Source organism: Cellulomonas sp. McL0606 (assembly GCF_058248365.1).
Genome location: NZ_CM177779.1, coordinates 81,907 through 107,162, shown reverse-complemented (window position 1 = coordinate 107,162; position 25,256 = coordinate 81,907). Strand labels below are relative to the sequence as shown.

General features: G+C 72.5%; 20 protein-coding genes and 3 pseudogenes. 8 read left to right on the top strand and 15 right to left on the bottom strand.

What is annotated here, in order from left to right:
• Nucleotides 1–17 precede the first annotated feature (17 nt).
• Nucleotides 18–1,232 (top strand): alanine racemase, encoded by a 1,215-nt coding sequence (locus AC38ZX_RS00585; protein ID WP_491295950.1) that lies wholly within the window; start codon nt 18–20, stop codon nt 1,230–1,232.
• Here AC38ZX_RS00585 and AC38ZX_RS00580 read toward each other — a convergent pair.
• Both AC38ZX_RS00580 and AC38ZX_RS00575 read right to left on the bottom strand, forming a co-directional pair.
• Nucleotides 1,195–1,569 carry a RidA family protein gene (locus AC38ZX_RS00580; RefSeq protein WP_426593960.1) on the bottom strand — a complete coding sequence of 125 codons (375 nt, stop codon included), beginning with the start codon at nt 1,567–1,569 and terminating at the stop codon, nt 1,195–1,197. The two genes, AC38ZX_RS00585 and AC38ZX_RS00580, sit on opposite strands and share 38 nt — an antisense overlap.
• A gap of 37 nt (nt 1,570–1,606) precedes the next feature.
• A complete protein-coding gene (locus AC38ZX_RS00575) occupies nt 1,607–3,148 on the bottom strand; it encodes an N-acyl-D-amino-acid deacylase family protein (RefSeq protein WP_491295949.1) in 1,542 nt (513 codons plus the stop codon).
• A gap of 126 nt (nt 3,149–3,274) precedes the next feature.
• Here AC38ZX_RS00575 and AC38ZX_RS00570 point away from each other — a divergent pair, with 126 nt between their 5' ends.
• Together AC38ZX_RS00570 and AC38ZX_RS00565 are read left to right on the top strand one after the other, a co-directional pair.
• A complete protein-coding gene (locus AC38ZX_RS00570) occupies nt 3,275–3,712 on the top strand; it encodes a MarR family winged helix-turn-helix transcriptional regulator (RefSeq protein ID WP_491295948.1) in 438 nt (145 codons plus the stop codon).
• 27 nt (nt 3,713–3,739) lie between these two features.
• Nucleotides 3,740–3,955 (top strand): hypothetical protein, encoded by a 216-nt coding sequence (locus tag AC38ZX_RS00565; RefSeq protein WP_491295947.1) that lies wholly within the window; start codon nt 3,740–3,742, stop codon nt 3,953–3,955.
• On the opposite strand, the gene AC38ZX_RS00560 is transcribed toward AC38ZX_RS00565, so the two are convergent.
• Both AC38ZX_RS00560 and AC38ZX_RS00555 read right to left on the bottom strand, forming a co-directional pair.
• Entirely contained in the window at nt 3,936–5,363 is a 1,428-nt protein-coding gene (locus AC38ZX_RS00560; protein WP_491295945.1) for a M50 family metallopeptidase, read from the bottom strand. The genes AC38ZX_RS00565 and AC38ZX_RS00560 overlap by 20 nt on opposite strands.
• 66 nt (nt 5,364–5,429) lie before the next feature.
• Nucleotides 5,430–6,623, bottom strand: a complete 1,194-nt coding sequence (locus tag AC38ZX_RS00555; RefSeq protein WP_426593954.1) for a GmrSD restriction endonuclease domain-containing protein — start codon at nt 6,621–6,623, stop codon at nt 5,430–5,432.
• 115 nt (nt 6,624–6,738) lie between these two features.
• On the opposite strand from AC38ZX_RS00555, the gene AC38ZX_RS00550 reads away from it, so the two are divergent.
• Nucleotides 6,739–8,124 (top strand): multidrug effflux MFS transporter, encoded by a 1,386-nt coding sequence (locus AC38ZX_RS00550; protein ID WP_491295944.1) that lies wholly within the window; start codon nt 6,739–6,741, stop codon nt 8,122–8,124.
• Nucleotides 8,125–8,128: 4 nt separating this feature from the next.
• Here AC38ZX_RS00550 and AC38ZX_RS00545 read toward each other — a convergent pair whose 3' ends face one another.
• The 5 genes from AC38ZX_RS00545 to AC38ZX_RS00525 form a co-directional block, all read right to left on the bottom strand.
• Nucleotides 8,129–8,557 carry a hypothetical protein gene (locus AC38ZX_RS00545; RefSeq protein ID WP_491295943.1) on the bottom strand — a complete coding sequence of 143 codons (429 nt, stop codon included), beginning with the start codon at nt 8,555–8,557 and terminating at the stop codon, nt 8,129–8,131.
• 129 nt (nt 8,558–8,686) lie between these two features.
• On the bottom strand, nt 8,687–9,031 hold the full coding sequence (locus AC38ZX_RS00540; protein ID WP_491295941.1) for an SbcC/MukB-like Walker B domain-containing protein: 345 nt from the start codon (nt 9,029–9,031) through the stop codon (nt 8,687–8,689).
• Between the two features lie 1,427 nt (nt 9,032–10,458).
• Nucleotides 10,459–11,733 (bottom strand): AAA family ATPase, encoded by a 1,275-nt coding sequence (locus AC38ZX_RS00535; protein ID WP_491295940.1) that lies wholly within the window; start codon nt 11,731–11,733, stop codon nt 10,459–10,461.
• Nucleotides 11,733–12,881, bottom strand: a complete 1,149-nt coding sequence (locus AC38ZX_RS00530; RefSeq protein ID WP_491295939.1) for an exonuclease SbcCD subunit D — start codon at nt 12,879–12,881, stop codon at nt 11,733–11,735. Before AC38ZX_RS00530 ends, AC38ZX_RS00535 begins: the two co-directional genes overlap by 1 nt.
• A 55-nt stretch (nt 12,882–12,936) precedes the next feature.
• Nucleotides 12,937–13,263, bottom strand: a complete 327-nt coding sequence (locus tag AC38ZX_RS00525; protein WP_426593949.1) for an STAS domain-containing protein — start codon at nt 13,261–13,263, stop codon at nt 12,937–12,939.
• Between the two features lie 102 nt (nt 13,264–13,365).
• Here AC38ZX_RS00525 and AC38ZX_RS00520 point away from each other — a divergent pair, with 102 nt between their 5' ends.
• On the top strand, nt 13,366–13,806 hold the full coding sequence (locus AC38ZX_RS00520; RefSeq protein WP_491295938.1) for a PPOX class F420-dependent oxidoreductase: 441 nt from the start codon (nt 13,366–13,368) through the stop codon (nt 13,804–13,806).
• Here AC38ZX_RS00520 and AC38ZX_RS00515 read toward each other — a convergent pair.
• The 3 genes from AC38ZX_RS00515 to AC38ZX_RS00505 form a co-directional block, all read right to left on the bottom strand.
• Nucleotides 13,776–14,189 carry a hypothetical protein gene (locus tag AC38ZX_RS00515; RefSeq protein WP_491295937.1) on the bottom strand — a complete coding sequence of 138 codons (414 nt, stop codon included), beginning with the start codon at nt 14,187–14,189 and terminating at the stop codon, nt 13,776–13,778. The two genes, AC38ZX_RS00520 and AC38ZX_RS00515, sit on opposite strands and share 31 nt — an antisense overlap.
• A 31-nt stretch (nt 14,190–14,220) precedes the next feature.
• Nucleotides 14,221–15,690, bottom strand: coding sequence for an eCIS core domain-containing protein (locus tag AC38ZX_RS00510; protein WP_491295936.1), 1,470 nt, complete (start codon nt 15,688–15,690; stop codon nt 14,221–14,223).
• 149 nt (nt 15,691–15,839) lie between these two features.
• Complete coding sequence (locus AC38ZX_RS00505) at nt 15,840–16,325, bottom strand: aminoacyl-tRNA deacylase (RefSeq protein ID WP_491295934.1); 486 nt, start codon at nt 16,323–16,325, stop codon at nt 15,840–15,842.
• Between the two features lie 102 nt (nt 16,326–16,427).
• Between AC38ZX_RS00505 and hrpA the strand changes: the two are divergent.
• Nucleotides 16,428–20,539 (top strand): annotated as a pseudogene (gene hrpA / locus AC38ZX_RS00500) (ATP-dependent RNA helicase HrpA).
• 24 nt (nt 20,540–20,563) lie between these two features.
• Here the strand turns inward: hrpA and AC38ZX_RS00495 are convergent.
• The 3 genes and pseudogenes from AC38ZX_RS00495 to AC38ZX_RS00485 form a co-directional block, all read right to left on the bottom strand.
• Entirely contained in the window at nt 20,564–21,400 is an 837-nt protein-coding gene (locus AC38ZX_RS00495) for a hypothetical protein (RefSeq protein ID WP_491295933.1), read from the bottom strand.
• A gap of 85 nt (nt 21,401–21,485) precedes the next feature.
• Nucleotides 21,486–22,265 (bottom strand): ABC transporter permease, encoded by a 780-nt coding sequence (locus AC38ZX_RS00490; protein ID WP_426593942.1) that lies wholly within the window; start codon nt 22,263–22,265, stop codon nt 21,486–21,488.
• Nucleotides 22,266–22,644: 379 nt separating this feature from the next.
• Nucleotides 22,645–23,160: pseudogene (locus AC38ZX_RS00485) on the bottom strand (ABC transporter ATP-binding protein); the annotation flags it as partial.
• A 36-nt stretch (nt 23,161–23,196) separates the two neighbouring features.
• Between AC38ZX_RS00485 and AC38ZX_RS00480 the strand changes: the two are divergent.
• Together AC38ZX_RS00480 and AC38ZX_RS00475 are read left to right on the top strand one after the other, a co-directional pair.
• Nucleotides 23,197–24,501, top strand: a complete 1,305-nt coding sequence (locus AC38ZX_RS00480; RefSeq protein WP_491295932.1) for a TetR/AcrR family transcriptional regulator — start codon at nt 23,197–23,199, stop codon at nt 24,499–24,501.
• Nucleotides 24,498–25,089, top strand: a pseudogene (locus AC38ZX_RS00475) (DNA-3-methyladenine glycosylase I). The gene AC38ZX_RS00480 and the pseudogene AC38ZX_RS00475 overlap by 4 nt, the downstream one beginning before the upstream one ends.
• Nucleotides 25,090–25,256 lie beyond the last annotated feature (167 nt).

Sequence of the window (25,256 nt, the reverse complement as noted above, 5' to 3'; positions counted from 1 at the left end):
GCGCTACCTTCTAGGGCATGATCCACGTCCCGACGAGGGTGATCGGCCCGACGACCAAGGGCTTCTGGCAGCCGACCCCCGTGAGCGTCGACGAGTTCAAGGCCGCAGGTCACACGTTGACGGACGGCTCCCTGACCTTCCCGCTGCTCACGCTCGACGCCGACGCGCTCGCGCACAACATCACGGAGATGGCCGACTGGACGCGGGATCGCGGGCTGGCGTTCGCGCCGCACGGCAAGACCACCATGTCGGCGGAGATCTTCGCGGTGCAGCTCGATGCGGGTGCGTGGGGGATGACGGTCGCCACCGGGAACCAGCTCCTGGCCGCGTACTCGTTCGGCGTCCGACGCATCCTCGTGGCCAACGAGATCGTGGACCCGACCGTGCTGCGCTGGATCGCCGCCTGCGAGGACGCGGAGATCCTGTTCTACGTCGACTCCGTCGAGGGCGTGGAACGAGCGGCGGCCGCGGGCGGACCCGTGAGCGTGCTGCTCGAGGTGGGCTACGACCGCACCGGAGTTCGATCCCGGGGGGAGGCGATCACCCTGGCGAAGGCGATCGCGGCCACCGGCACAGTGCACCTCAAGGGCGTCAGCGCGTACGAGGGCGGCTGCGCCACGATCAACGAGGCTCGCGCCTTCCTCGCCGAGGTGCGGCTGATCGCGGCCGAGCTTCAGCCGTACATCGACGGTGACGTGGTCCTCTCGGCGGGCGGGTCGGCGTTCTTCGACGCGGTCTCCGACGAGCTGCGCCCGCTGCCCGGCGGTCGGACGATCCTGCGGTCCGGCTCCTACGTCACGCACGACCACGGCACGTACGTCTCGTCGACACCGTTCACGCGGATCGCCGGCAGCCTGCACCCGGCGCTGCGGGTCTGGGCGCACGTGCTGTCGACCCCGGAGCCGGGGATGGCGCTGGTCGGGGCGGGCAAGCGCGACGTGCCCTACGACGCCGGCCTGCCCGTGGTCCTCAACAAGGCCGGCTGGACGGTGACACGCACCAACGACCAGCACGCGTTCCTCGATGCGGACGACGAGGCGGACGCCCTGGCACCGGGCGACCTGCTCGAAGCTCGGCATCTCGCACCCGTGCACGGCCTTCGACAAGTGGCGTGTGATCCCGATCCTGGACGCCAACAAGCGCGTGGTCGACGTCGCGACGACGTGGTTCTGAGCATCGCGACGACGCGTTCCGTCACACCCGCCCGGCGACCACGTCGATCTCGACCTTGATCCCGGCGAGCACCGACCCGACGGTCGTCCGAGCCGGCTTGGGGTCCCCGAAGAACTCCCCGTAGGCGGCGTTGAACTCCGCGAAGTCGGCCAGGTCCGCGAGATGCACGGTCGTCTTGACCACGTCGTCGAGCGTGAGGCCCGCCGCCTCGAGCGTGGCCGCCACGTTGCGCAGCACCTGCCGCGTCTGGTCCGCGACGGACGGTGCGATCTCACCGGTCGCAGGGTCCTGGGGGCCGAACCCGGCGGTCCACACCAGGTTGCCCAGGCGGATGCCCTGGGAGTAGTTGCCGGCCGGCTGCGGGGCGTCGGGGGTGCTGATCTTCTCGCGGGTCATGCCGTCATTGTCACCCGGGGCGCCGGCGACGAGGCGATCACCGAGGACGCCCGGGCAGCGCCCCCGTCAGACCGCCGTCTCGGAGCACCGGCACGCCGTTCACCAGCACCGCCTGCACACCCGTCGCCAGCGTGCGCGGCTCGTCGTACGTGGCCCGGTCGATCACGTTCGCCGGGTCGAGGAGCACGAGGTCCCCCCGGCCGCCCAGCCGCACGGTCCCGCGGTCGGTGAACCCGAACCGCCGCGCGGCGGTCGTCGACAGGTGCGCGGGCGCCTCCGACCAGGACCAGTCGGCCAGCTCGCGCGTGTGCTCGCCGAGGTAGCGCGCGAACGTGCCCCAGCCGCGGGGGTGCGGACGGGCTCCGAGGTAGAGCCCGTCGGAACCGGCGCAGTGCGCCGGGTGCTGGGCGAGCTGACGCATCGAGTGCTCGGTGGCGCCCGGCGGGAACCCGAACACGCACCCGACCTGCAGCTTCGTCTCGACGAGCAGGTGCAGGGCGGCCTCCGTCGGGCTCATGGCCAGCCGTGCGGCGACCCCCAGCAGGGGAAGGCCCTCGGCCCACTCGAAGCCGGGCGCCCACGACACGGTCACCCGCGGCCACTCGTCGTCACGTGGAGGCAGCATCGCCCGGACGGCCGGGTCCTGGAGCATCGCGAGCGTCCGGTCGGCATCGGCCAGCGGCAGCCAAGCCGGGAGGGCCACGAGCGCGAGGATCGACGAGCCCTTGAGGTACGGGTAGGAGTCGAACGTGACGTCGAGTCCCTCGTCGAGCGCGGCGTCGACCATCGGGCCGAGCACCTCGGAAGGCCCGTGGAAGTGCGAGACGTGCGTGCCCACGCCCGTCGCCCGTGCTAGGTCGAGCATCTCCTCGAGCGCGCCCGGCGCCCGGTCCTCGTAGCCGCGCATGTGCGAGACGTGCGGCCGGCCCCTCGACGACAGCACTTGGCACAGGGCCACGAGCTCGTCACGGTCGGCCGAGAGCGCGGGGGCGTACTCCAGACCCGTCGACATCCCGCACGCGCCCTCGTCGAGACCCTGCTCGAGCAGCCGCACCATGGCGGCGACCTCGTCGGGGGAGGCCGAACGGTCGTCGCTACCCATGACCGCGTACCGCACCGTCCCGTGCGGGACCAGGTAGGCCGTGTTGAGCGTCGTCGTGCCGTCGTAGGTGGCCAGCAACTCGCCGACGCCGCCCCCGCGGAACGTCGGGTGGGTGCCGTTGATCGCGGCGAAGTAGCGCTCGGCGTACTCGGTGGCACCCGAGCCCGGAGGCGACGGCGCGAACGACACCCCGTCCTGGCCGAGCACCGCCGTCGTGATCCCCTGGTGGGTCATGGCCGCCTGCGCGTCGGGGTCCAACACCAGCGCGTCGACGTGCACGTGCGTGTCGATGAAGCCGGGCATCACCAGCTGGCCGCCGGCGTCGATCACGTCGGCGCCCTGGATCTGCAGGTCCGGGCCGATCTCGACGACACGGTCGCCGGCCACGCGCACGTCAGCCCGCAGGAGGTCGCCGCCGACGCCGTCGGCCAGCAGGCCACCACGGATCAGCACCGGTCGCGTCAGCTCACCGCTCATCGCCGTCCTCCCTCGAACCCGGGCACGATCATGCCCGCACGCGTGCCCGAGCGCGGGGAGGCGACGTGGGACGACGTGGAACGCATCGGGATTGACGATGGATCCGGCCGGCGGGAGCGTGGGCGCATGACGGGTGCCGAGCAGTTCGCGAGGGAGTTCGAGGACGCCTTCCAGCAGGCGTACCTGCGCTTCCACCGCAGGGACGGCAAGCGTGCGCAGATGTCCGGGGCGTCGCGGGCCGTGCTCCTGCACCTCGCGCACGCGGGCCCGTTGACCGTCGGCGAGGCCGCGCAGCACCTGGACCGGGCACAGTCGGTGGTCAGTGACATCGTGACGCAGCTCGAGTCCAAAGCCCTGCTGGAACGGGAGCCCGACCCGGAGGACCGTCGGCGCACCCTCGTCTGGCTGACGCCGCAGGGGTTCGACGCCCTGGACCGCGAACGCCAGGTCCTGTCCACCGAGCTGCTCGCCCGCGCGGGCTCCCAGATGACCGCCGACGAGCGCGCCGCCCTCGTCGGCGGACTCACAGCCCTGATCCACGCCAACGAGAGGGAGGAACCATGACCGACCACCACTGCGAGAAGCTGCGGGATGCCCGTCGAGACGGGCCGCTACTGCGTGCACTGCACGGATGCCGACGGCAACCTGCAGGCATTCGAGGAGCGGTTCGAGCGGATGGTCAGCTGGCAGGCACGCCGCGAACCCGCCGCGAGCCGCGACCAGCTGGAGGCCGAGACCCTGGACCACATGGCCACGCTGCCGGCGTGGAAGGACCACCCGCGGGTGGTCAGCCGATCTGCAGGTTGACCAGCCACGCCGCGCCGAGCGCCAGCGCGGCCGCGCAGCAGACGAACAGGATGCCGACCCACAGGCCACCGGGCGTGTGGGTCAGGCGTCCGAGCAGGCCGGCGTCCGAGGTGTCGGCCGCTCCACGGCGTCGTCGACGCTGGGCCTGCATCTCGATCACCGCGCGGGGTGCGCCTAGCAGCAGGAACCACGTGACCAGGTAGGCGAACACGAGCTGCACCTGCGACGAACCCCAGAACGTCACGACGACCACCAGCGCACCCGTGACCAGCACGGACCACAGCCCGTACCAGTTGCGGATCTGCACGAGCACCAGCACGAGCACCACGAGCAGCAGCCACAGCAGGGCGACCGCGTACCCACGCGACAGCAGGAACGCCGCCCCGAGCCCGAGGATCGCGGGACCGGTGTACCCCGCGGCGGCCGTCGCGACCATGCCGGGCCCGCGAGGCTTGCCCGACGAGACCGTCAGACCCGAGGTGTCCGAGTGGACCTTGATCCCCGAGAGGCGTCTGCCGACGAGCACCGCGACCCCCGCGTGGAACGCCTCGTGGACGATCGTCAGGCCGTGCCGCGCGAGGTGCCAGGCCACCGGCACGACGAGGACCGCGAGCACGGCGACCGCGGTTCCGACGACCACGGCCGTCGACGGCACGGGTTGCGGCGTGGTCGCGTTGGACCACGCGTCGCCGATCCAGGAGCTCACGGGGCCTGCGTGGGGATGGCGACGTCCGTACCCGTGGCCGTGATGCGGACGCCGTCGTCGACCACCTCGGCGGCCGACAGGGTGATGCCCTCGGGCAGACCGGCCTTGACCGGGATCTCGATGTTGTCGAAGCTTGCTGGCGAGTGCCTTCGGGAGCGAGTCGACGCTCACCGACACCCCACCGATCGCGATGTCGTGCACGTCGACCAGCAGCTTGCCGTCCTGGACGCTCGGCACCAGGCCCGCCGACAACGTCACGCCGAGCACCTTGCCGGTCGCCTTGAGCGTGTCGCCGTCGACGCTCGTGGTGATGTCGAGCTTCGTCTGGTCGGCGATGATCTTGTCGATCGAGGCCGTCGGCAGCGTCGCCTTGATGGTGGCCGAGCCGGCCGTGTAGGGCTCCGACGTGGTGACGTCCTTGGCATCGATCGTCACGTCCGTCGCGGGGATGCCCTCGATGCTGACACCGTCGACCTGCCCGGACACGTCGTCGAGACTGCCTCTGATCACCTGCGTGAGGAACGGGAAGCCACCGATGTCGACGGTCGGCGTGCCGACGACGCCGTCGAGGTTGAGCTCGATCGCCTGGACAGCGCGCTTCTCGACCGTCGACGCCACGACGCGGTCCGCGACGAACGCCCCGCCGACCGCCAGCACCACCGCGCCGATCACGATGCCCGCGATCACCGGTCCCTTGCTCATGCCTGCCGTCCACGCGTAGTCACGGGTTCACCGTAGGGGGTGCGACCCCGGCAGGCACGCGCCGGTCTACTCGCAGCCGATGCCGTCGCCGTCCCCGTCAAGACGCGGTGCGTACCCCGGGTCACCCCGGTGCACGGGTGCGGCCCCGGCGGCCCGGGCCGCGTCGCAGTTCTTGTAATAGACGTCGGGCGCCGGGGTGGCGGGAGCCGGTGCGGCAGGTGCTGGGTCCGGCGCTGCAGGCACGGGCTCCACGACGACGGGCGGCGGGACCGTCGATGCCGTCGGCAGCGGCTCGTTCGGGCACGTCGACAAGACACGCACCATCGCGTCGCGCTCCGCGGCGGTGACCCAGAGGCCGTACGAGTACTTCACGCCGACCTGCCGGGCGACATAGGCGCACCGGAACGCCTTGTTCGGCGGCAACCACGTCGCGGCGTCGCCGTCGCCCTTCTGCGTGTTCAGCGGGCCGTCGACGGCCAGCAGGTTCAGCGGGTCGTTGCCGAAGGTCTCGCGGCGGGTCAGGTCCCACGCCTGCGCGCCCTTCTGCCAGGCGTCGGACAAGGCCACGACGTGATCGATCTGGACGGCAGACGAGGTCTCCTCACCCCGCACGAAGGCGATCGCCCGGCCCGAGTACGGGTCCTGCAGGGTCCCGGTCGCGACGACGCAGTCCTGGGTGCCGGGCTTGAGCACGATCGCGGTCAGGTCGCGCCGCAGGATGTCGTTGCGGGTGTCGCACCCGTTGCGGTCCACGTCCTTCCACGCCGGGCCGAACTGGTCGCGGTCGTAGCCCGTCTTCGGCGCGCGGCCCTTGACCTCGAGCAGCGCCACCGCGGCGAGAGCTGTCTGCGGGGTGGCCGACGCCTGCACCGACGCGACGTCGGCGGTCGGCGTCGGCTCCGGGACTGCGTCGGCGGTCGACGCAACCGTCGGTCCCACCGCCGCGGTGGTCGGTACAGCCTTCGGGGTCGAGGCCGCCGCCGAACCGACGACGAGCCCCACCAACCCGCACGCAAGCAGGAGCACCGCGCCGCGGCGCCGCATCGGGCCGAGCCACGACCGCTTTCGGACCAGCGCCCACAGGGCCGTCGCGGCCAGGTAGAGCGACGCCCCGAGCACCGCCCCGCCCCAGCCGTCGGCAAACCCGCTCAGCGCGAAGAGACCGAACCCGGCCGCACCGGCGATGCGCCACGGTCCCCAGCCGGCCCGCGTGGGATCCGTGGGCTCGGTGGGCCGAGCGCCCGATTCGTGATTTGTCACCTACCAGTATCGGCATCCCGCGACCCGGCATGACCCGGAGGGCGCAGATCACAGTCCGTCCCGAGGCGTGGACACCTCGGGAAGAGGGCCGCGACCCGCGGCGGTTGCAGCCCACATGGCCCGGATCCCCGCGGCGCGCGTGAGCGCCGGCTTCGTCCTCCTGCTCTCGGCGCTGACCGCCGTCGGCCCGCTGACCTTCGACACCTACCTCGCCGCGTTCCCGCAGATCGCCGCGGACCTGAACGCCCCGGCCGCGGCCGTGCAGCTGACCATCGCGGCGTCGCTGGCCGGGCTCGCGCTGGGCCAGCTGACCATCGGGTCGATCTCCGACGCCTTCGGACGGCGTCGACCGTTGCTAGCCGGGCTGGGTGTCTACGTCGTGGTCTCGGTCGCCTTGTCGGTCACCGACAACATCACCATGTTCACGGGTCTGCGGTTCGTGCAGGGGTTCAGCGCGGCCGCCGGCATGGTCCTGTCGATGGCGATCGTCCGCGACCGGTACGAGGGACTGGCGGTCTCGAAGGTGATGGCCCGGCTCATGCTCGTGGTCGGTGTCGCGCCGATTCTCGCCCCGACCATCGGCGCCCAGCTGCTGCGATTCGGCTCGTGGCGGCTCATCTTCGTGTTCCTGGCGGTCGTCGGCGCGACCCTGCTCGTCGTCGCGACCTTCGCGCTCAAGGAGAGCCTGCCGACCGAGCTGCGCCGAACCGGCGGCACGCGCGCCGCGCTGCGCACGTACCGCGACCTGCTCACCGACCTCCCCTTCCTCGGCCTGGCGCTGATGTCCGCGTTCTACCTGGGCGCGATGTTCACCTACGTCGCGTCGTCGACGTTCGTGTTCCAGGACGGCTTCGGCATGAGCGCCCAGCAGTTCGGCTGGGTGTTCGCCGGCGGCGCCGTCGCCATCACCGTCGGCTCGCAGATCAACGGCGCACTGGTCGGCCGGTTCACGCCCGAGCAGGTGCTCAGCGGCATCGTCCTGGTCGGGCTGGTGCTCTCGATGTCGCTCTTCGCGACGACCCTCGCCGACGGACCGCTCTGGCTCGTCGTGACCCTGCTGATCCTGACACTCGGCACCGCGGGCTTCGTCCTGCCGTCCGCACCGGCCATCGCCCTGGCCACCAACCCCCACCGCGCCGGTTCCGCGGCCGCGCTCCTCGGCGCCCTGCAGTTCGGGCTCGGCGCCCTGATCGCCCCGCTCACCAGCATCGGCGGCACACCCACCGCAGAGACGATGGCCGGCGTCATGGCCGGCACGATCCTGGTCTCCGCGGTGCTCCTGCTCGGCGTCCGTCGCTCTTGGCGGCGGGTCCCGAACGCCGTGTCCGTCGAGGCCGACCACGCCGTCAGCCCGGCCCAGACGGACGCCCGGATCCCCGTCGCGGCGTCGGTCACGGTCTCCGCGCGACGGTCAACGGCGAGCGCCTCCGGCCTCGGGCGGAGGCGTGCCGATGGCAGTGCACGCACCGACGAGCCGGACGCGGTGCCGTGCCCAGGGTGATCCTTCAACTCGAATGGCAAATGGTGTGGCGCAGGTCACAGTCGGCGACATAACCTGAGCCCAAGTGCACGATGAAGGACGCTCCATGACGCTGGCGATCTTGGTCTTCCTCTTCTTCGTCCCGGCCCTCGTCTTCCGGCTGGCCTGGGGCTTCGTCGCCACGCCCGAGCAGGTGCCGCGGTGGCAGCGGGCGCTGGCGGGCTGGCTGGAGCGGATCGCGGCGCACCTGCGTCGGCAGCACCCCCCGGTGTACGACCCGTTCACGACGCTGCACGTGCAGTCGCGGCTCGGCAAGGTCGCCGACCACATGCGCGAGCTCGAGGCAGACCCACACACGTACGCCCGCGCCGAACGGCTCATCGCCTCCGGGCTCGCCTACGACCAGCTGCTGGCCGAGGCGTGCAAGCTTGCCGGCGTCGAGGTGGAGCCGCACCCGAAGGGCGACGGCGCCGAACGCTTCCGCGAAGAGACGGGCTGGCCTCCCGCGGCTGGGCCTGGTAGCTCAACGGGCCGCCAGGTCCGGGTGTTGCCCATCGGCACCGACTGGGCGCGTCTCCCCGGCTCAGCCTGCCCGGACCGTGAGCGTGCTCGGACCCTCCGCCGTCGGACGGATCTCGATGCGGTCGGCGATCGACTGCTTGAGCGTCTCGACGTGGGACACCACCCCGACCACCCGTCCGCCCGCGCGCAGCCGGCCCAGCTCGGCCAGCACCTGGTCGAGGGTGTGCGCGTCGAGCGACCCGAACCCTTCATCGACGAACAGGGTCCCGAGGTCGATCCCACCCGCCTCGGCGGTCACCACGTCCGCCATGCCGAGCGCCAGGCACAACGACACGTAGAACGTCTCGCCCCCGGACAGCTGCCGCGGGTCCTGCGGACGCCCGGTCCGGTGGTCGAGGACCCGCATCGCCAGGCCCGTGTTCCGTGCGCGGACGTCCTCCTTCTCGTCGCTGCGCTCGAAGCTCGAACCGTCCGTCCGACACCAGGAGCAGCCGGTCGTTCGCGGCCGCGACCACGTCCTCGAACCGGCGCATGAGCACGAAGGTGGCGAGCGAGAGACTGCGCACGTTGTCGCTCCCGCCGCCCGCGGCAAGGTCGGCCAGCCGCGAGACGGGTCCCGCCTGCTCGATCCGTTCGGCGAGCACCCCGGCCGCAGCCACGACACCCTCGCCCGCGGCGGCGGCGGCGCCGGCTCGCTCGGCGGAAACCCGGGCGGCGCCGGAGGCCTCCTCGGTCTCGCGTCGCGCCACCGACTCGGCAGATCGGGCCGTCTCGACGTCGACCACCAGGTCGTCAGGCAGGGCGACGATCGACGGCTCGGCCAGCCCCGCCGTGACCCGGTCCAGCTCGGACGCGTAGGCGGTGACGACCCGTTCCAGCTCGGCCAGCACGGCAGGCTCGGCAAGGGCCTCCCGGGCCGCCGGTGCCGACTCGAACCCGTGCTCGGACAGCGCGTCGGCCAGCTCGACCTCACGCCGGCGCACCTCGTCCCGCACGGTCGACCGCTCGCCGAGCGCCTCCAGCACGGCTTCTGCGGCCGCGGCCCGTTCCACCATCTCGGCGTGCCGCGCGGCGACCGTGGGATGTCCATCGCGGGCCGTCACGACTTCGGCCTCCGCTCTGCCCAGGTCGTGCAGCGTGACGTCGAAGGTGGCCGTGTCGCCGGCCTGCTGGGCGACCGCGGCCGCGCGACGAGACTCACGCGCACGCGTCTGTTCGTCGAACCCGTCGAGCAGCGGCGCGAGCCGCACGACCTCGACCTCGGCCGCCTCCGCCTCGGTCGCGGCGGTACGGGCCTGCGCCAGAGCCGCGTCGGCACCGGCACGATCGACGTCCCCGACGCGTGCGCGGACCGTGTCCACCCGTTCCTGCAAGGCACCGACCTTCGCGCCGGCGGCGACCAGCACGGCCTCCGCACGCGCGCGCTCGCCCTCGGCCACGTCGACCTGCGCGGCCGAGACATGGTCGGCACCCAGCGGTGCGCGGTCGGGGTGCTCACCCGACCCGCAGACCGGGCACGGGTCGCCGTCCACCAGTCCCGCGGCGATCTCCCCGGCGAGGCCGGCGATCCGCGCCCGCCGCAGAGCGCTCTCGTGCTCGTGCGCCGACATCGCCAAGGTCGCGGCCGCGGCGTGCGTCTCGACGGCGACCGCGAGCATGTCCTGCGACGAATCCAGCTCGGTGTGCGCAGCAACCAGCTCCGAGGCGGCCCGGACCGCCGCCGACCGGTCTCCCCGCAGCCCGGCAAGAGCGCGCGCAGACTCGAGCGCGTCATGCAAGGTCGCTCGAGCGGCGGGCCGGGCCGTCAGCCAGACGTCGTCGACTGCGATCGCGTCACCGAGATCGTCCAGGGCCGCACGCGCCGCCCGGACCGCCCGGCGACGCTGCTCCAGACCGGCCTCGACGTCGACCAGCCGTGCCAGGGTTGCTGCCGTCGCCTCCGCGAGCCTTCCTGCCGCCCGAACGTGGGTACGGAGCGACGCGCCCGGGGCGTCCGCGATGTCCGACGGCGCCGCGTCCAGCGCCGCGAGCACCCCCTTCTCCGCGGCGTCGAGCGCGGTCAGCGCCCGGTCGAGCCCGACCAGCAACGGCCGGACGGCCTGCGCGGCCCGCGCCCGGTCGAGCTTGGTCACGGCCTCCTGGTGCAGGTCCGCGGACGCCTCGAAGCTCGGCCCGGCGTCCGCGCAGCCGGTCGCGCGTGGCCAGCAGCTCCGCCACCCGACGAGCGTCGTCGAGCAGTCGGCGGGTCTCGCCCCAGGCCGCCTCGGCATGTCCCGCCGCCGTCCGCGCCGAATCGGCGAGCAGCGAGAGGCGTGCGGTCGTCACGCTCACCACGTCGGAGACGGACTGCACGAGAGCCGCCGACGCGATGGCGTCGTCGACTGCGACGCGCACGGACGCGCCCTCCTCGGGCGTCAACCGCGCCGCGCCGACCAGCTGCGCGGCGCCCGAGCGCACCTGGACCCGCGCCTCGTCGGTGCCGCGGTCGCTCTCGCGCCGCATCTCCGCCAGCCGCTTCTGCAGTCGCTCGTAGACCTCCGTGCCGAAGATCTTCTGCAGCAGGTCCTTGCGGTCCTCGGGCTTGGCGCGCAGGAAGTGGGCGAACTCGCCCTGAGGCAGGACGATCGTCTGCACGAACTGCGTCCGGTCGAGCCCGACCACCCGCTGGAGCTCGGCGCCGATCTCGTCGAGCCGTGAACCGAGCGGCACGCCGATCCCGTCGAGGGCGTCCAGGTCCGCGTCCGCGGGGAGCCGCCACGCCTTGACCGACGCCTGCGCCGGCGTCGTCCCCGGGCCCCGGCGCTTGGCGCGCTGGTAGGCGGGTGTGCGGCGCACGCGGTACAGCCCCGACGGCACCTCGAACACGAGGTCGACGACGCTCTCCACGTCGTCGGCCGCGTAGGCGGAGCGGAGCCGGTCCTCGCTCGCCTCGGCCGACGCGACCTTGCCGTACAGCGCGAACACGATCGCGTCGATCACGGTCGACTTGCCGGACCCCGTGGGGCCCTCGAGCAGGAACAGCCCACCCTGCGCCAGCGCGCCGAAGTCGATCGTGTGCCGGCCCGCGAACGGCCCGATCGCCTGCAGCGTCAAGGAGCGCAGATGCATCAGGCGCTCTTCTCCACGTCGACGTCCGCGACGTCCTCGTACGCGCGGCGCAGCACGGCCACCTCGGCGGGCGTCGGCCCGCGGCCGGTGACGTGCGCGAGGAAGTCGGCCGCGACGTCGAGCGGGTCGTGCGCCGCGGTCACGACCGACGGCCGCGGCCGCCCAGCCACCGCAGCGGGTACGTGCTGGACCACGAGCGCGTGCCGGAAGCGCGCGCGGACCCGGCGGAACAGGTCCTGCGGGCGGTGCGCGTCGGTCACCGTCACGCGGACCCAGTCGTCGGCGTGCCGCTCGTCGGCGAGCAGCTGCTCCAGCGTCCCCGACACGTCCGCCAGCCGGCGCGGAACGGGTGCCGCGATCAGCTCGGTGGACACCGACGGACCGGACAGGTCCACCAGGACGGTCGACTTGGCGTGGTGCTGCTCCGAGAACGAGTAGGCGAGCGGCGAACCGCTGTACCGCAGCACCGTGCCCGCCGGCCCGGTGATCTTCTGCGGCCCGTGCAGGTGCCCGAGCGCCACGTAGTCCGCGCCCGCGAACACCCCCGCCGGCACGTGGTCCACGCCCCCGACGCGGATGTCCCGCTCGGACTCGGTCGGCTCGCCGCCCAGGACGAACGCGTGCGCGGCGACCACCACGCGCGCCGGACCCCGGGACGCCGAGTCCGCCCGGATGCGCCGCATCGCCGCCGCCGTCACCGCCTCGTGCGAGCGCGGCAGCAGCCGGTCCGGCGACTCGGCCAGGTCGACCCGCGCGAAGTCAGGGTCGAGGTACGGGATCCCGTACACCAGGACCTGGTCGGACAGCACGACCGGCGAGGCCAGGCCGGCGACACGCGTGCGGAGCCGCACGGACTCCTTCATCAGGCCCGCACCGAAGCCCAGCCGGGTGGCCGAGTCGTGGTTGCCCGACGTGACGATGACGGTGGCGTGCTCGGCGAGCTGCGCGAGGGTCTCCGAGAGCAGCGTCACGGCCTCGACCGGGGGGATCGCACGGTCGTACACGTCCCCGGCGACGACCACCGCGTCGACGTCCTGCGAGCGCACGACGTCGACCAGGTGCGCGAGGTACGCCGCCTGGTGGTCGAGCAGATCGACCCCGTGCAGCATCCGGCCCAGGTGCCAGTCCGACGTGTGCAGCAACCGCATGCGGCGAACGTAGACCCGCCCACCGACATCGCCCGCGGGACGTGCCGGTGGCGCCTCAGACCGGCAGCTCGCCGCCCAGCCCGATGAGCTCGAGCACATCCGTCAGCACCCGGTGCGGGTCGCGCAGGGAGACGGCGATGCCCGCCTCGGCCGCTGCCCGGGACAGCTGGAGCACGAACGCGAGCCCCGTGGAGTCGATGAACGTCGCGAGCGTCGTGTCGATGACCACGGGCGACCCGGTGACCAGCGCCTGACCCATCGAGGCGCTGGCGTCGTCGCGCAGAGCACCGTCGATCTCGCCCACCAGGACGATCACCGTGCCGCAGTCCTGCGCCTCGACGCGGATCGCGCCGGCCGCGGCGGAGTGCTCGATCAGCTCCATCGCCTGTTGAGCTCCCTTGAAGGTTGTTGGTGGATCGTTGACCTTACCTGGGGAACGCAAGGCACGCGCGCGAGGTTCCCGTGTGCGGGTTAGCGTCGGAGCATGGCCATCACCGAGCTGCCCGCCAGCCACGCCGACCTCCTCGAACGCCCCACCTTCGCGCACCTGGCGACCGTCGCGCCGGACGGGTCGCCGCACAGCAGCGTCATGTGGTTCGTCTGGGACGGCGAGGTCCTGCGCTTCACGCACACGACCAGCCGCCAGAAGTTCAAGAACATCGCCCACGAACCCCGGGTCGCGATCTCGATCGCCGACCCCGACGACCCGTACCGCTCGCTGGAGGTCCGTGGGATCGTCGAGAAGACCGAGCCGGACGACGAGGTCGCGACTTCTACCAGTCGCTGCAGAAGCGGTACGGCGAGGCCACGAGATCAAGGACGCCCACAAGCGCGTGATCCTGACGGTCCGCCCGACGACGTACGTCACGAAGTAGGCCGGCCGACGAGGGTCCGTCACTGGTTGAACGCGGGTGGCTCGACGTAGATCTCGCGCGTGTAGTCCTCGAACGAGGTGGGCGGGAAGATCTCGACGAACGCGACCTGACCGTTCTCCTCGGACCAGGCGATGCCGTCCTCGGCGACGACGTGCAGACGGGCCGTCTTGCCCTGCCGGGACCGCAGGTGGTCGCCGTCCGGCCCGACCGCGGCGACGAGGTCTGCGTGGTCCAGACCGGCGGGCAGCGCTGCCCCGCCGACGTAGATGAGCGCGAGGGTGTCCCCGCGCACGAACAGGCGGCTGCCGTCGGGCCCGTCGATGACGTCGAGGTCCCTCAGGCCCTGGTAGCCAGTGACCTTCTCGCGCCGGTCGGCGTCCGCGTGGAGGGCGGACGCGGCGGTGGACAGGTCTGCGCCCCGGAGCAGGAGCACGTCGCCGAGAGTTCTCACTTCACCGCCCCGGTCAGTTCCTTGACGCCGGTCGGTGCGGGTTCGGAACCCGTTCCGGACGCGGCGGTGTCGACGACCTTCGTCGTGACCTCGGGAGTCCACTTCGCCATCGCCGCGGCGAGGATGGCCTCGCGCTTCGGGCACGCCGCCTTGAGCTTCGCCGGTTGACGAAGTAGAGCGCCACGGACTCTGCCAGGTCCTCCGCCGCATTCGTGTGGGCGTAGGCGGTCGGCGGGTCCTCCGCGGACACCTTCCCGCTCGCCGAGGTCTTGTCGGTCCAGTACTCGAGGCCCGTGACCCAGTCGTCGATCAGGAGTGGTTCGACGACGGCGTGGGACATCTCGTGGATCGCGTTGGCCTCGAGGGTCGTCTTGTTGTCGGCCGCCGTCGCACCCTCCTTGACGTACCGGTCGTCCGTCATGTCGGTGACCGTGTCGGTGAGTGCGACGTTGCTGTGCGCCGGGAAGTACTCACCCATCGTCTGGTCCACCGGCTGGCCCGGGGTGATCGACGACTTCACGCGCCCGATCGTGGTCACACCCTGCGCCTTGGCGCCCAGCGCCGGGTTCTTCGCTCGCTGCTCGCCGAGGAGTGGGCCCAGGTGCACAGCTGCCGCATGCAGGGCGCGCAGCTCCTTGAGCTGCCAGGTCGAGGTCGAGACCTGCGCGAGCACCTCAGCGGTCACCCAGGGCGTGTACAGCGCCCTGATCGCGGTGGCCGCCGTCGGGGAGGACAGGTCGATGCCGTACCTGGTGGCGAGCTCCTCGAGGATCTTGCGCGCCTCCGCCTCTTCGACGTCGTCCTTGACGTCGACGGACTCGGTGCCGCCCTTGCCCATCTTCACGATCTTGCGACGCAGCACGGCACTGCCGGTGCCGAGCGCGGCATGCCGCCGGAGCGGATCGAGGCCCCTGCCACGCACGGGCGCGACCTCGGGGCCGGCCTCGGACGCATGGAGCCGAAGTCGCGCCAACGTGGTGTCCGCGATCGCGTCCGCCTGCGCTTCGGCCGGATCGGCAGCGAGCCCGATCACCGGGCCCTGTCCGGAGACGGAACGCTGAACCCCGGTCTCCTGCTGCGCGACGTGGGCGAGCTCGTGCGCCAGCAGGTGCTGCCCGCCCGACGTGCCCGGGGAGTACGCGCCCTGCGTGAAGTAGACGTCGTTGCCGTGGGTGAACGCGGTGGCCTGGAGCGACCTCGAGATCTGGTCGGCCTCCGGGTCCGTGTGGATGCGCACCGCGCTGAGATCCGCACCCATCGCGTCGCCGAACGAGGTGGCGACCTGCCCCGCCAGCGGTGACCCGCCCCCCGACCGGCGCGCCAAAGCCTCGGCCGTGTCGGTCGGGGCCTCGGTCCCGCCCAGCACGTCGGTGCCGGCGCCGGCCCGTCGGAGCGTCAGCCCGGAGACGCCGGCAGCCGCCGCCCCCGCTGTGGCCGCCGGTGCGACCGCCACCTGAGCGGCGGGTGCGGGGCTCGGGGCCACGGCCGGGACGTGTGTCGAGCCGCCGTCACTCACGCCTTCCCCCTGACTACCGCCGCGCCGTCCTCGCAGGGCGAGAACCGATCATTGGCGGGTCAATCGATCATGGCGGCCCCCGACGCACCGCACAAGGCTCCTCATCCGGTCGCGCGCTACTCCGGTTCGGTCACGTCCGAGACCGTCGCGTTGAGTGCCTTGACCAGCTCGGCGCCGTCCACGTTTGCCGCGACGCCGTGCGCGCCGCCGCCGATCGACACGCTGCGTAGCGGGACGCGGGAGTCGGCGACCACGGGCCACTCGACCAGCGACCCGAAGGGCGTGATCGTCCCGCGCACGTAACCCGTCACCTCGCGCGCGGTGTCGGCGTCCGGCATCGACAGCCGCGTCACGCCGAGCAGCGCCCGAAAGCTGGGCCACGAGATCGTGCGGTCGCCCGGCACGAGGACGAACAGGAAGTCGTCGTCGCCGCGTCGCACCACGATCGTCTTGATGATGCCCGCGGGGTCGATCCCGCGGGCCTCGGCGGCCTCCTGGAGCGACGACACCGGCCCGTGCCGCGTGATCTCGAACGGGATCTCGGACGCCTCGAGGGCGGCGACCGCCCGGCGCTCGCCCTCGCTGGCGTCGTTGTCGGTCATGCCTGTCACTGTAGAGCGCAGGTGTCGCCGGACCTGGGAGGTCGTCCGCCCTCGGAGAATCCCCGCGCGGTCGACGGTCCACGCCTGAGATGATCGACAGTCGTGAGCACGCCGTCCCCCGCCCCCGCTGGCCCGTCCGGGTCCGGGCGGCGGCGACCCCCGAGGCGGCGCAGGCCACAGAACCCGAACCAGAACCAGAGCGCGCGTGCCGACGAGGGCCGCGCCGCCGCCCGGCGACTGCGCGCCGTCGAGGTCCGGCGGGCCGTCGTCGTCCCGCCCATCACGTTCCCCGAGCAGCTGCCCGTCAGTGCTCGTCGCGACGAGATCGCCGCCGCCATCCGCGACCACCAGGTGGTCGTCGTCGCGGGTGAGACCGGGTCCGGCAAGACGACGCAGATCCCGAAGATCGCCCTGACGCTGGGCCGCGGGCGCGACGGCCAGATCGGGCACACGCAGCCCCGGCGGATCGCGGCGCGCAGCGTTGCGGAGCGGATCAACGAGGAGATCGCGGGCGACGCGCCCCTGGGCGGGATCGTCGGCTACCAGGTGCGGTTCACGGACACGTCGTCCGAGGAGACCTTGGTCAAGGTCATGACCGACGGCATCCTGCTCGCGCAGATCCAGCGCGACCCGATGCTGCGGGCCTACGACACCCTGATCATCGACGAGGCCCACGAGCGGTCGCTGAACATCGACTTCATCCTCGGCTACCTCACGCGGCTGCTGCCGCAGCGGCCGGACCTCAAGGTCGTCATCACGTCCGCGACGATCGACTCGGACCGGTTCGCGCGGCACTTCGCCGGCCCCGACGGGACGCCCGCGCCCGTCGTCGAGGTCACCGGGCGCACGTTCCCCGTCGAGATCCGGTATCGGCCGCTCACGCCGGAGCTCGTCGAGGGGCAGCGCAAGAAGGAGGACCGCGACCCGATGACGGCGATCGCGGAGGCCGTCGACGAGCTCATGCTCGAGGGGCCGGGCGACATCCTGGTGTTCCTGTCGGGCGAGCGGGAGATCCGCGACGCGGAGGACACGCTGCGGGGCTCACTGGTCACCGACCTACGGCTCCCGGGAGCGGTCGAGCTGCTCCCGCTCTACAGCCGGCTCTCCGCGGCCGAGCAGCACCGCGTGTTCGAACGGCACCAGACCCGGCGCGTCGTCCTGTCCACCAACGTGGCCGAGACGTCCCTGACCGTGCCGGGCATCCGCTACGTGATCGACCCGGGTACCGCCCGCATCTCGCGGTTCTCCAAGGCCACCAAGGTGCAGCGGCTGCCCATCGAGCCGATCTCCCAGGCGTCGGCCAACCAACGCTCGGGCCGGTGCGGGCGCGTCGCGGACGGCATCGCGATCCGGCTCTACTCGGAGGAGGACTTCGAGTCGCGCCCGGAGTACACCGAGCCCGAGATCCTGCGCACGTCGCTCGCGTCCGTGATCCTGCAGATGATCGCCGTCGGCGTGGCGGCGACGCCCGAGGAGATCGGCGAGTTCCCGTTCGTCGACCCGCCCGACACGCGCGCCGTCCGCGACGGCGTCCAGCTGCTGACCGAGCTCGGGGCGCTCGACGGCGCACGCCTCACGGAGACCGGCCGCGCACTGGCTCAGCCCCGATGGACCCACGACTGGCACGGATGATCGTCGAGGGCGGCCGGCGCAACGTCGCGCGCGAGGTCATGATCATCGCGGCCGCGCTGTCCATCCAGGACCCCCGCGAACGCCCGGCAGAGGAGCGCGAGAAGGCCGACCTGTCGCACAGCCGGTTCGCCGACCCGACGAGCGACCTGCTCACCTACCTGAACCTGTGGCAGTACCTGAAGGACCAGCAGCGCGACCTGTCCGGCTCGGCGTTCCGCCGTCAGGTGCGCTCGGAGTACCTCAACTACCTGCGCATCCGCGAGTGGCAGGACGTGGTCACGCAGCTGCGCGAGCTGGCCAAGCCGCTGGGGATCGTCGTCAATGCTCCCGGGAAGCAGATGGAGGAGGACGGGCTCAGGCTCACCTGGGACGGCGACCGCATCCACGTCGCGATCCTGGCGGGCCTGCTGAGCCAGATCGGCATGCAGGAGGCGACGGAGGTCGCGGCGCCGGGCGCAGGGCGGCGACCGCCGAACAAGCGCCCGCGCAACGAGTACCTCGGCGCCCGCGGCGCACGGTTCGCGATCTTCCCCGGGTCGGGCCTTGCCCGGAAGCCCCCGGCCTGGGTCATGGCCGCCGAGCTCGTCGAGACGAGCCGCCTGTGGGGTCGCGACGTCGCACGCATCCAGCCCGAGTGGGCCGAGGAGATCGGCGCGCACCTGGTCAAACGGACCTACTCCGAGCCCGCCTGGTCGACCAAGCAGGGCGCCGCGACCGCGTTCGAGCGCGTCCTGCTCTACGGCGTCCCGATCGTCACCAACCGGCGCGTCCTGTACGCGAAGGTCGACCCCGAGCACGCCCGCGAGCTGTTCGTCCGGCACGCGCTGGTGCAGGGCGAGTGGACCACGCACCACCAGTTCTTCCACGAGAACCGACGGCTCCTCGCCGAGGCGGAAGGCCTGGAGGCCCGGGCCCGACGACGAGACCTCGTGGTCGACGACGACACGCTCTTCGCGTTCTACGACGAACGCATCCCGGCCGACGTCGTCTCCGCCCGCCACTTCGACCAGTGGTGGAAGACCACGCGCCGCGTCGACCCCGACCTCCTGCTTCACGCGCGAGCTGCTGGTCGGTTCCGCCGACGTCATCGACGAGTCCGCGTTCCCGTCGCGCTGGCCGCAGGGCGACCTGAGCCTGCCGCTGACCTACCAGTTCGAGCCTGGTACAGAAGCGGACGGCGTGACTGTACACATCCCACTGACCACGCTCGCCCGGCTGACCCCCGACGGCTTCGGCTGGATGGTCCCGGGCCTGCGCGAGGAGCTGATCACCGCGACCATCCGGTCGCTGCCCAAGCCCGTGCGCGTCCAGCTGGTCCCGGCGCCCGACGTCGCGCGGTCGGTGCACGAGTGGATGACCGCGAACACGGCCGACTGGGAGGACACCGTCCGAGCGGGCGACGCGGCCCCGTCGTTCCGAGCGGTGTTCCGACGAGCGGTCCACGCCCTGCGCGACGTCGACGTGCCCGACGACGCGTTCGACGACGACCGCCTGCCGGCGCACCTGCGCGTGACGTTCCGGGTGGTCGGCGATCGTGGGGGAGTGGTCGACGAGGGCAAGGACCTGCAGGTGCTGCAACGGCGGCTCGCGAAGCAGACGCAGACCGCCGTCGACGACGCGGTGCGCACCGCCGTCCGCGCAGCGATGGACGAGGCGCGGGCGTCCGGAACGGCACCGGCTCCCACGCCCACCGCCGTTGCCGGAACCCCCGCGACCGTCGTCGCCAAGCCCCTGGTCTCCCTCGACCGCACCGGCCTTCGCACCTGGCCCGCCGACCTGCCCGAGCTGCCCGGGGTCCTCGAGGCGGGACCGGTCCGTGCCTACCCGACGCTCGTCGAGGAGGCGGGCGGCGCGGTCGCGGTCCGTTCGCTGGCCGACGAGTCCCAGCGCCCGGCCACGGCTCATCGTGGGCTCCGACGGCTCCTCCTGCTGGACGTCGGCCTCGCGACCGCCCGCATCACGAGCCGCTGGACCGGCACGCAGGCGCTGACGCTGGCGTCGAGCCCGTACCGGACGACGGACGCACTGGTCGCCGACGTCCAGCTCGCCGCGATCGACCGGCTGATCGGGGCGACGCGCGAGGTCCGCGACGCCCCGACCTACGCGTCGGTCCGCACGACGGTCCGCGACGGGCTCGAGGACACGGTCCACGCGATCGTCGGCGACCTGGTGGCCGTCCTGACCGCGGACCGCGAGCTCGACGCCGAGATCCGCGCGCGGTCCAGCCTCGCGCTGCTGGCGACCGCGCAGGACATCCGCTCCCAGGCCCAGCGGCTCGTGCACGAGGGGTTCGTGAGCGAGGTCGGCGCCGACCGGCTGCCCCATCTCGTGCGCTACCTGCGGGCCGCGAAGCACCGGCTGGTCAAGGCCGCGGAGAACCCTCAGCGCGACGCCGACCTGGCCTGGCAGGTGCAGGACGTCGAGGCGGACTTCGACGACGCCGCCGACAAGGGCCAACCGGTCGACGACCTCCGCTGGCAGCTCGGGAACTCCGCGTCAGCCTGTTCGCCCAGCAGCTCGGCACGCCCGCACCGGTCTCTGCGACGCGGATCAAGAAGGCGCTGGGCGCCCGGACGACGTGAGGGACGACGCGGTCGGGTCGGCGATCACTGCGGCTCGACGGGTCCGTCCGCCGGGTCACCCGCGACCAGGTCCCCGCAGGTCACCTTCTGCGCCGTGGTGACCACCGGGTCCGTCGACGCCGCACCCGTCGCCACCTGCGCGGGCGACCCGTTCGTCGCGTGGCGCGCGTCCGCGTCGAGCGTCACGAACGTGCGCGTGACCGTATACGTGCCGTCGGCAGCGGTCACCGCGTTCAACCCGGCCAGGTCCAGGTCCGTCCCCGAGCAGCCGACGCCCGTACCGACGCCCGCGAACCCCCGGTCGAACGTGTATGGCTGGCCCTGCGCGTTGGCGACCGTCTGCACCTGGCACTGCGCGAGCGAGTAGACGAACGCCTCCCGGCCCAGGTCCACGAGAGCGATCGGCAGCTTGTCGGTCTGCACCAGGTTGACCACGGCCGAGGCCGGAACCGGGCTGGCCGAGACGATGGCGATCGAGAACGTCGCGCCCGACGCCGTGGTGATGCCGAACCGGCGGTCGGCCCCGGGGCTGATCCACGCCGTGTCCGACCTGCCGTCGCCGTCGATGTCGACCACCTCGACCTCGTGGGCGCCGGTGGGGACGGCCACCCCGTTGGGGGCACAACCGGCGACGGCGGACGGGCTCGAGCTCTGGGTGGTCGTCGTGGGCTCGGGCGCCGGCGACGCGGAGGGGGTGTGGGACGGGCTCGCGACGGGCTCGTCGGTAGACCCGTCGCCCCGCACGACCAGCACGACGATGACGACGATCGCGATCGCGATCGCGAGCAGCACCGCCAGCGTGACGATCAGGCCGCGGCGCGGCGCGCGCTCCGGCGAGGGAACCTCCGGCGGCGTCGTCATGCGTCGTGTCTAGCGAACATCCACCCACGGCGCAGCCGGACGGTCCGGCGATCCGCCCGGACCGCCGGACCTCGTCGCAAAAGCTCTACCGCGACCGGCGGAACAGCAGCCCCGCCGAGACGCGACCGACCAGGAGGATGCCGAGGCACCAGAGCACGGCGGACGGCCACGACGACCCGACCGGCTGGCCCAGGAGCAGCCCGCGCAGGGTGTCCGAGAGCGGCGTGATCGGGTTGTAGGTCGCGATGTCCTGCAGCACCGACGGCATGGTGTCCGGTGGCACGAACGCGGAGGACACGTACGGGATGAACAAGATCAGGAACGTGAACCCGCTGGCCGCCTCGGGCCCGGACGCGACTGTGCCGATGGCCACCGCGACCCAGGTCAGCGCCAGCACGTACAGGGCGATGAGCGCCAGCGCCGCCACCCAGTCGACGGCCGACGCCGACGGGGAGAAGCCGACGACGAACGCGATGCCGATGACCAGGGCGGTCGAGACCGCGTTGCGGACCATGGACGCCACCACGTGACCGGTCAGCACGCCGGTGGGCCGGATGGGCAGGGACCGGAACCGGTCGATGATGCCGCCGGTCATGTCCGTGGCGACGTCCACCGCCGTGTTGGCGGACCCGTACCCCGCGGTGAGCAGGATGATCCCGGGCACGACGAAGTCCACGTAGTCCATGCCGGCGTCCAGGGCCCCACCGAACACGTAGACGAACATCAGCAGGAGCATCACGGGCAGCAGGACCGCGAGCAGGATCGTGTCGAGCTGCCGCAGGGACCGGCGGACCGATCGCCAGATCAGGCTCGTCGTGTCGTGGACGCCCCAGCCGAGGGCGGGGGGTGGCGTGACGGTGGTCATCAGGACTCCTGGGTGGCGAGGGCGAGTCTTCAGTGGGGTGGCCCGTGAGGGTCAGGAAGACGTCGTCGAGGGTGGGGGAGCGGACCTCCCAGCTGTCGACCGCGATTCCGCGGCTCTCGACGTCCGAGAGGATGCGCCGGACGTCCGGCACGGACCCGTCGGTGGCGATCCGCTCGTGCACCCCGTCGCGCAGGACCAGGGACACGTGCGCGGACCCGACCGCCCGCTTGAGCTCGGGTGCCGTGCCGTTCGCGATGACCGCCCCGCGGTCGATGACGGTGATCCGGTCCGCCAGCTGGTCGGCCTCCTCGAGGTACTGCGTGGTCAGCAGCACGGTGGTCCCCGTCGCGACGACGTCCCGGATGACGTCCCACAGCCCGTTCCGGCTGCGCGGGTCGAGCCCCGTGGTGGGTTCGTCGAGGAACACGACCTGCGGACGAGCGAGCAGACCGACCGCCAGGTCGAGCCGTCGGCGCATGCCCCCGGAGTAGGTCTTGACCACCCGGCGGCCGGCGTCGGTGAGGTCGAACAGCGGGAACTCGTCGCTCCGGGTGCGGACCTCCCGCTTGCCCAGGTGCGCCAGGCGGGCCATCAGCCGCAGGTTCTCGACCCCTGTCAGCAGCTCGTCGACGGCCGCGAACTGCCCGGTGAGGCTGATCGCCCCGCGGACCTCCGCGGCCTGGGTGACCACGTTCTTGCGGGCGACGTAGGCGGTGCCCGCGTCGGGTTTGAGCAGCGTGGCCAGGATGCGGACGGTCGTGGTCTTGCCGGCCCCGTTGGGACCGAGCAGGGCGAGCACCTCGCCGGGGGCGACGTCGAGGTCGACGCCGTCCAGCACGGTGAGGTCGCCGTAGGACTTGCGCAGCCCCCGGGCGACGACGACGGGTGCGTTCATCGGATTCCCCTGTTCTGTGTATGACGTAAACTGTGTGTGTACTTCATACACACTTGTAGGATCGGCGGTCAAGGAGGTGTCGTGGACGACGACGAGGTTGCGCAGGACCCGCCGCAGGACCCGCAGGCGGCGCGCGAGGCGGAGGACGCCCGGCGCGAGGGCGAGGCGTTGCGTCGCGACCGCGAGAGGGCCGAGCGCGCCGAGGCCAGGGAGGCGGACCGCGCCCGGCGCGACCTGGCGAAGTCGGACCGTGACACGGCGAAGGCGCTGGAGCGTCGGCAGCGCGAGGCCGACAAGCGCGTCCGCGACCGGGAGAAGGCCGAACGCGAGGACCAGGAGCGCCGCGAGCGAGAGGCCCGCGACGCCGCGCGTGCGGCCGCCGACCGGCTGCGTGAGGCCGAACGTGCGGAGCGCACGGCGTCGCTGGCGCAGCAGCGCGCCGCCCGGGACGCCGAGAAGGCGCGTCGGCAGGCTGTCCGGGTCGCACTGTCGACCGCCCCGCCGGACGAGCCACCGCTCGATCTCCCGCCCGGGATCGCCGTGCTGTGGCGCGCGCCCGCGGTCGGCCGGCCCGGCCCGCGGCCCGCGTTGTCGCTCGAGCAGATCGCCGATGCCGGCATCACCCTGGCCGACGCCGAGGGCCTGGATGCCGTCTCGATGGCCAGGCTGGCGGAGTCGCTCGGCTTCACGACCATGTCGCTCTACCGGTACGTGTCGTCCAAGGACGAGGTGCTCAGCCTCATGTCCGACCGAGCCTCGGGCCGGCCGCCGGCCATCGGTCCCGACCTGGGCGGGTGGCGCGAGCGCCTCGAAGCCATCATGTCGATCCAGCAGCCGATCCTGCGCGCACACCCCTGGCTCGCCCGGACGACGACCGTCCTGCACGCGATCGGTCCCGGGCGGCTCGCCTGGATGGAGGCGATGCTTGACGCGCTCTCCGAGACGCCCCTGACGGAGCCGCAGAAGGTGGGTGCGATCGGCGTGCTGGCCACCCACGCGCTCGACCAGCTCCGCGTCAGCGAGCAGATGACGGCACAGGCCCGCGCGTCCGCCCTCGGCGGGGCCGACGGCGACGCCCCCGACCTCGGCGCGCTGATCGGCCTGCTCGCCACGTCCGCGTCGCACCCCGCGCTCGTGCGGGCGGCGTCGTCCGGCGCCTTCTCGTGGACCGGTTTCGTCGAGGGCACCGGCCTCGACTTCGGCACCGTCCTGATCCTGGACGGCATCGCCCAGCTGATCTCGGCGACGGGCGACCCGAGCCGACCACAGCCCCCGGTCACCGGGTCGGTCGACGACACACCGCCCCCGGTGTCGGAGGCAGGCGACAGACTCGGGGCATGACGACCTCCGACGCGCCGCCTCTGACCCTCACCGGCCGCTGCTTCGGCGACGGCAACCCCCTGTACGAGCAGTACCACGACGAGGAGTGGGGCCGGCCCGTCCACGAGGAGCACGCGCTGTTCGAACGGTTCGCGCTCGAGGGGTTCCAGTCGGGTCTCGCCTGGATCACCGTGCTGCGCAAGAGGCCGGCGTTCCGGGCGGCGTTCGCAGACTTCGACCCCGAGGTGGTCGCCGGGTTCGGCGACGACGACGTCGCGCGGCTCATGGCCGACGCCGGCATCGTGCGCAACCTCGCCAAGATCGAGGCCACGATCGCGAACGGTCGCGCCCTGCGCGCCCTGCACGCGACCGGCGGCTCGCTCGACGCGGTCCTGTGGTCGCACGCACCCGACCGCACGCACTGGGTCAGGCCGGCCACCTGGTCCGGGGTCCCCGCGATCACCGTCGAGTCCACGGCGCTGGCCAAGGAAGCTGAAGTCGCTCGGGTTCCGGTTCGTCGGGCCCACCACCGCGTACGCGGCGATGCAGGCGTGTGGCGTCGTGGACGACCACCTGGCCACCTGCCCCTCGGTCCGCGGCCGCAATTGACGCTCGCAGGCGGTGGATCACGGTCGGTCGGAGGCGATTTGGACGCCTGACCAGCGGCAACGCACTGGTACGCCCGAGTGAAGGACTGGACGAGGGGTGCGTGGACGTGCAGAGGCCCGGGTGAGATCCCTACTCCTGCCGGGTGACGCGTCCGACCCCATCTCGGC

What these genes read in the sequence shown, in the direction of transcription:
- AC38ZX_RS00585 (WP_491295950.1), top strand. Translation starts at nt 18, where the DNA reads ATGATCCACGTCCCGACGAGGGTGATCGGCCCGACGACCAAGGGCTTC.
- AC38ZX_RS00530 (WP_491295939.1), bottom strand. Translation starts at nt 12,881, where the DNA reads ATGCGGTTGCTGCACACGTCGGACTGGCACCTGGGCCGGATGCTGCAC.
- AC38ZX_RS00535 (WP_491295940.1), bottom strand. Translation starts at nt 11,733, where the DNA reads ATGCATCTGCGCTCCTTGACGCTGCAGGCGATCGGGCCGTTCGCGGGC.
- AC38ZX_RS00560 (WP_491295945.1), bottom strand. Translation starts at nt 5,363, where the DNA reads ATGAGCAAGGGACCGGTGATCGCGGGCATCGTGATCGGCGCGGTGGTG.
- AC38ZX_RS00505 (WP_491295934.1), bottom strand. Translation starts at nt 16,325, where the DNA reads ATGACCGACAACGACGCCAGCGAGGGCGAGCGCCGGGCGGTCGCCGCC.
- AC38ZX_RS00495 (WP_491295933.1), bottom strand. Translation starts at nt 21,400, where the DNA reads ATGACGACGCCGCCGGAGGTTCCCTCGCCGGAGCGCGCGCCGCGCCGC.
- AC38ZX_RS00580 (WP_426593960.1), bottom strand. Translation starts at nt 1,569, where the DNA reads ATGACCCGCGAGAAGATCAGCACCCCCGACGCCCCGCAGCCGGCCGGC.
- AC38ZX_RS00525 (WP_426593949.1), bottom strand. Translation starts at nt 13,263, where the DNA reads ATGGAGCTGATCGAGCACTCCGCCGCGGCCGGCGCGATCCGCGTCGAG.
- AC38ZX_RS00540 (WP_491295941.1), bottom strand. Translation starts at nt 9,031, where the DNA reads ATGCGGGTCCTCGACCACCGGACCGGGCGTCCGCAGGACCCGCGGCAG.
- AC38ZX_RS00490 (WP_426593942.1), bottom strand. Translation starts at nt 22,265, where the DNA reads ATGACCACCGTCACGCCACCCCCCGCCCTCGGCTGGGGCGTCCACGAC.
- AC38ZX_RS00575 (WP_491295949.1), bottom strand. Translation starts at nt 3,148, where the DNA reads ATGAGCGGTGAGCTGACGCGACCGGTGCTGATCCGTGGTGGCCTGCTG.
- AC38ZX_RS00520 (WP_491295938.1), top strand. Translation starts at nt 13,366, where the DNA reads ATGGCCATCACCGAGCTGCCCGCCAGCCACGCCGACCTCCTCGAACGC.
- AC38ZX_RS00550 (WP_491295944.1), top strand. Translation starts at nt 6,739, where the DNA reads ATGGCCCGGATCCCCGCGGCGCGCGTGAGCGCCGGCTTCGTCCTCCTG.
- AC38ZX_RS00570 (WP_491295948.1), top strand. Translation starts at nt 3,275, where the DNA reads ATGACGGGTGCCGAGCAGTTCGCGAGGGAGTTCGAGGACGCCTTCCAG.
- AC38ZX_RS00565 (WP_491295947.1), top strand. Translation starts at nt 3,740, where the DNA reads ATGCCCGTCGAGACGGGCCGCTACTGCGTGCACTGCACGGATGCCGAC.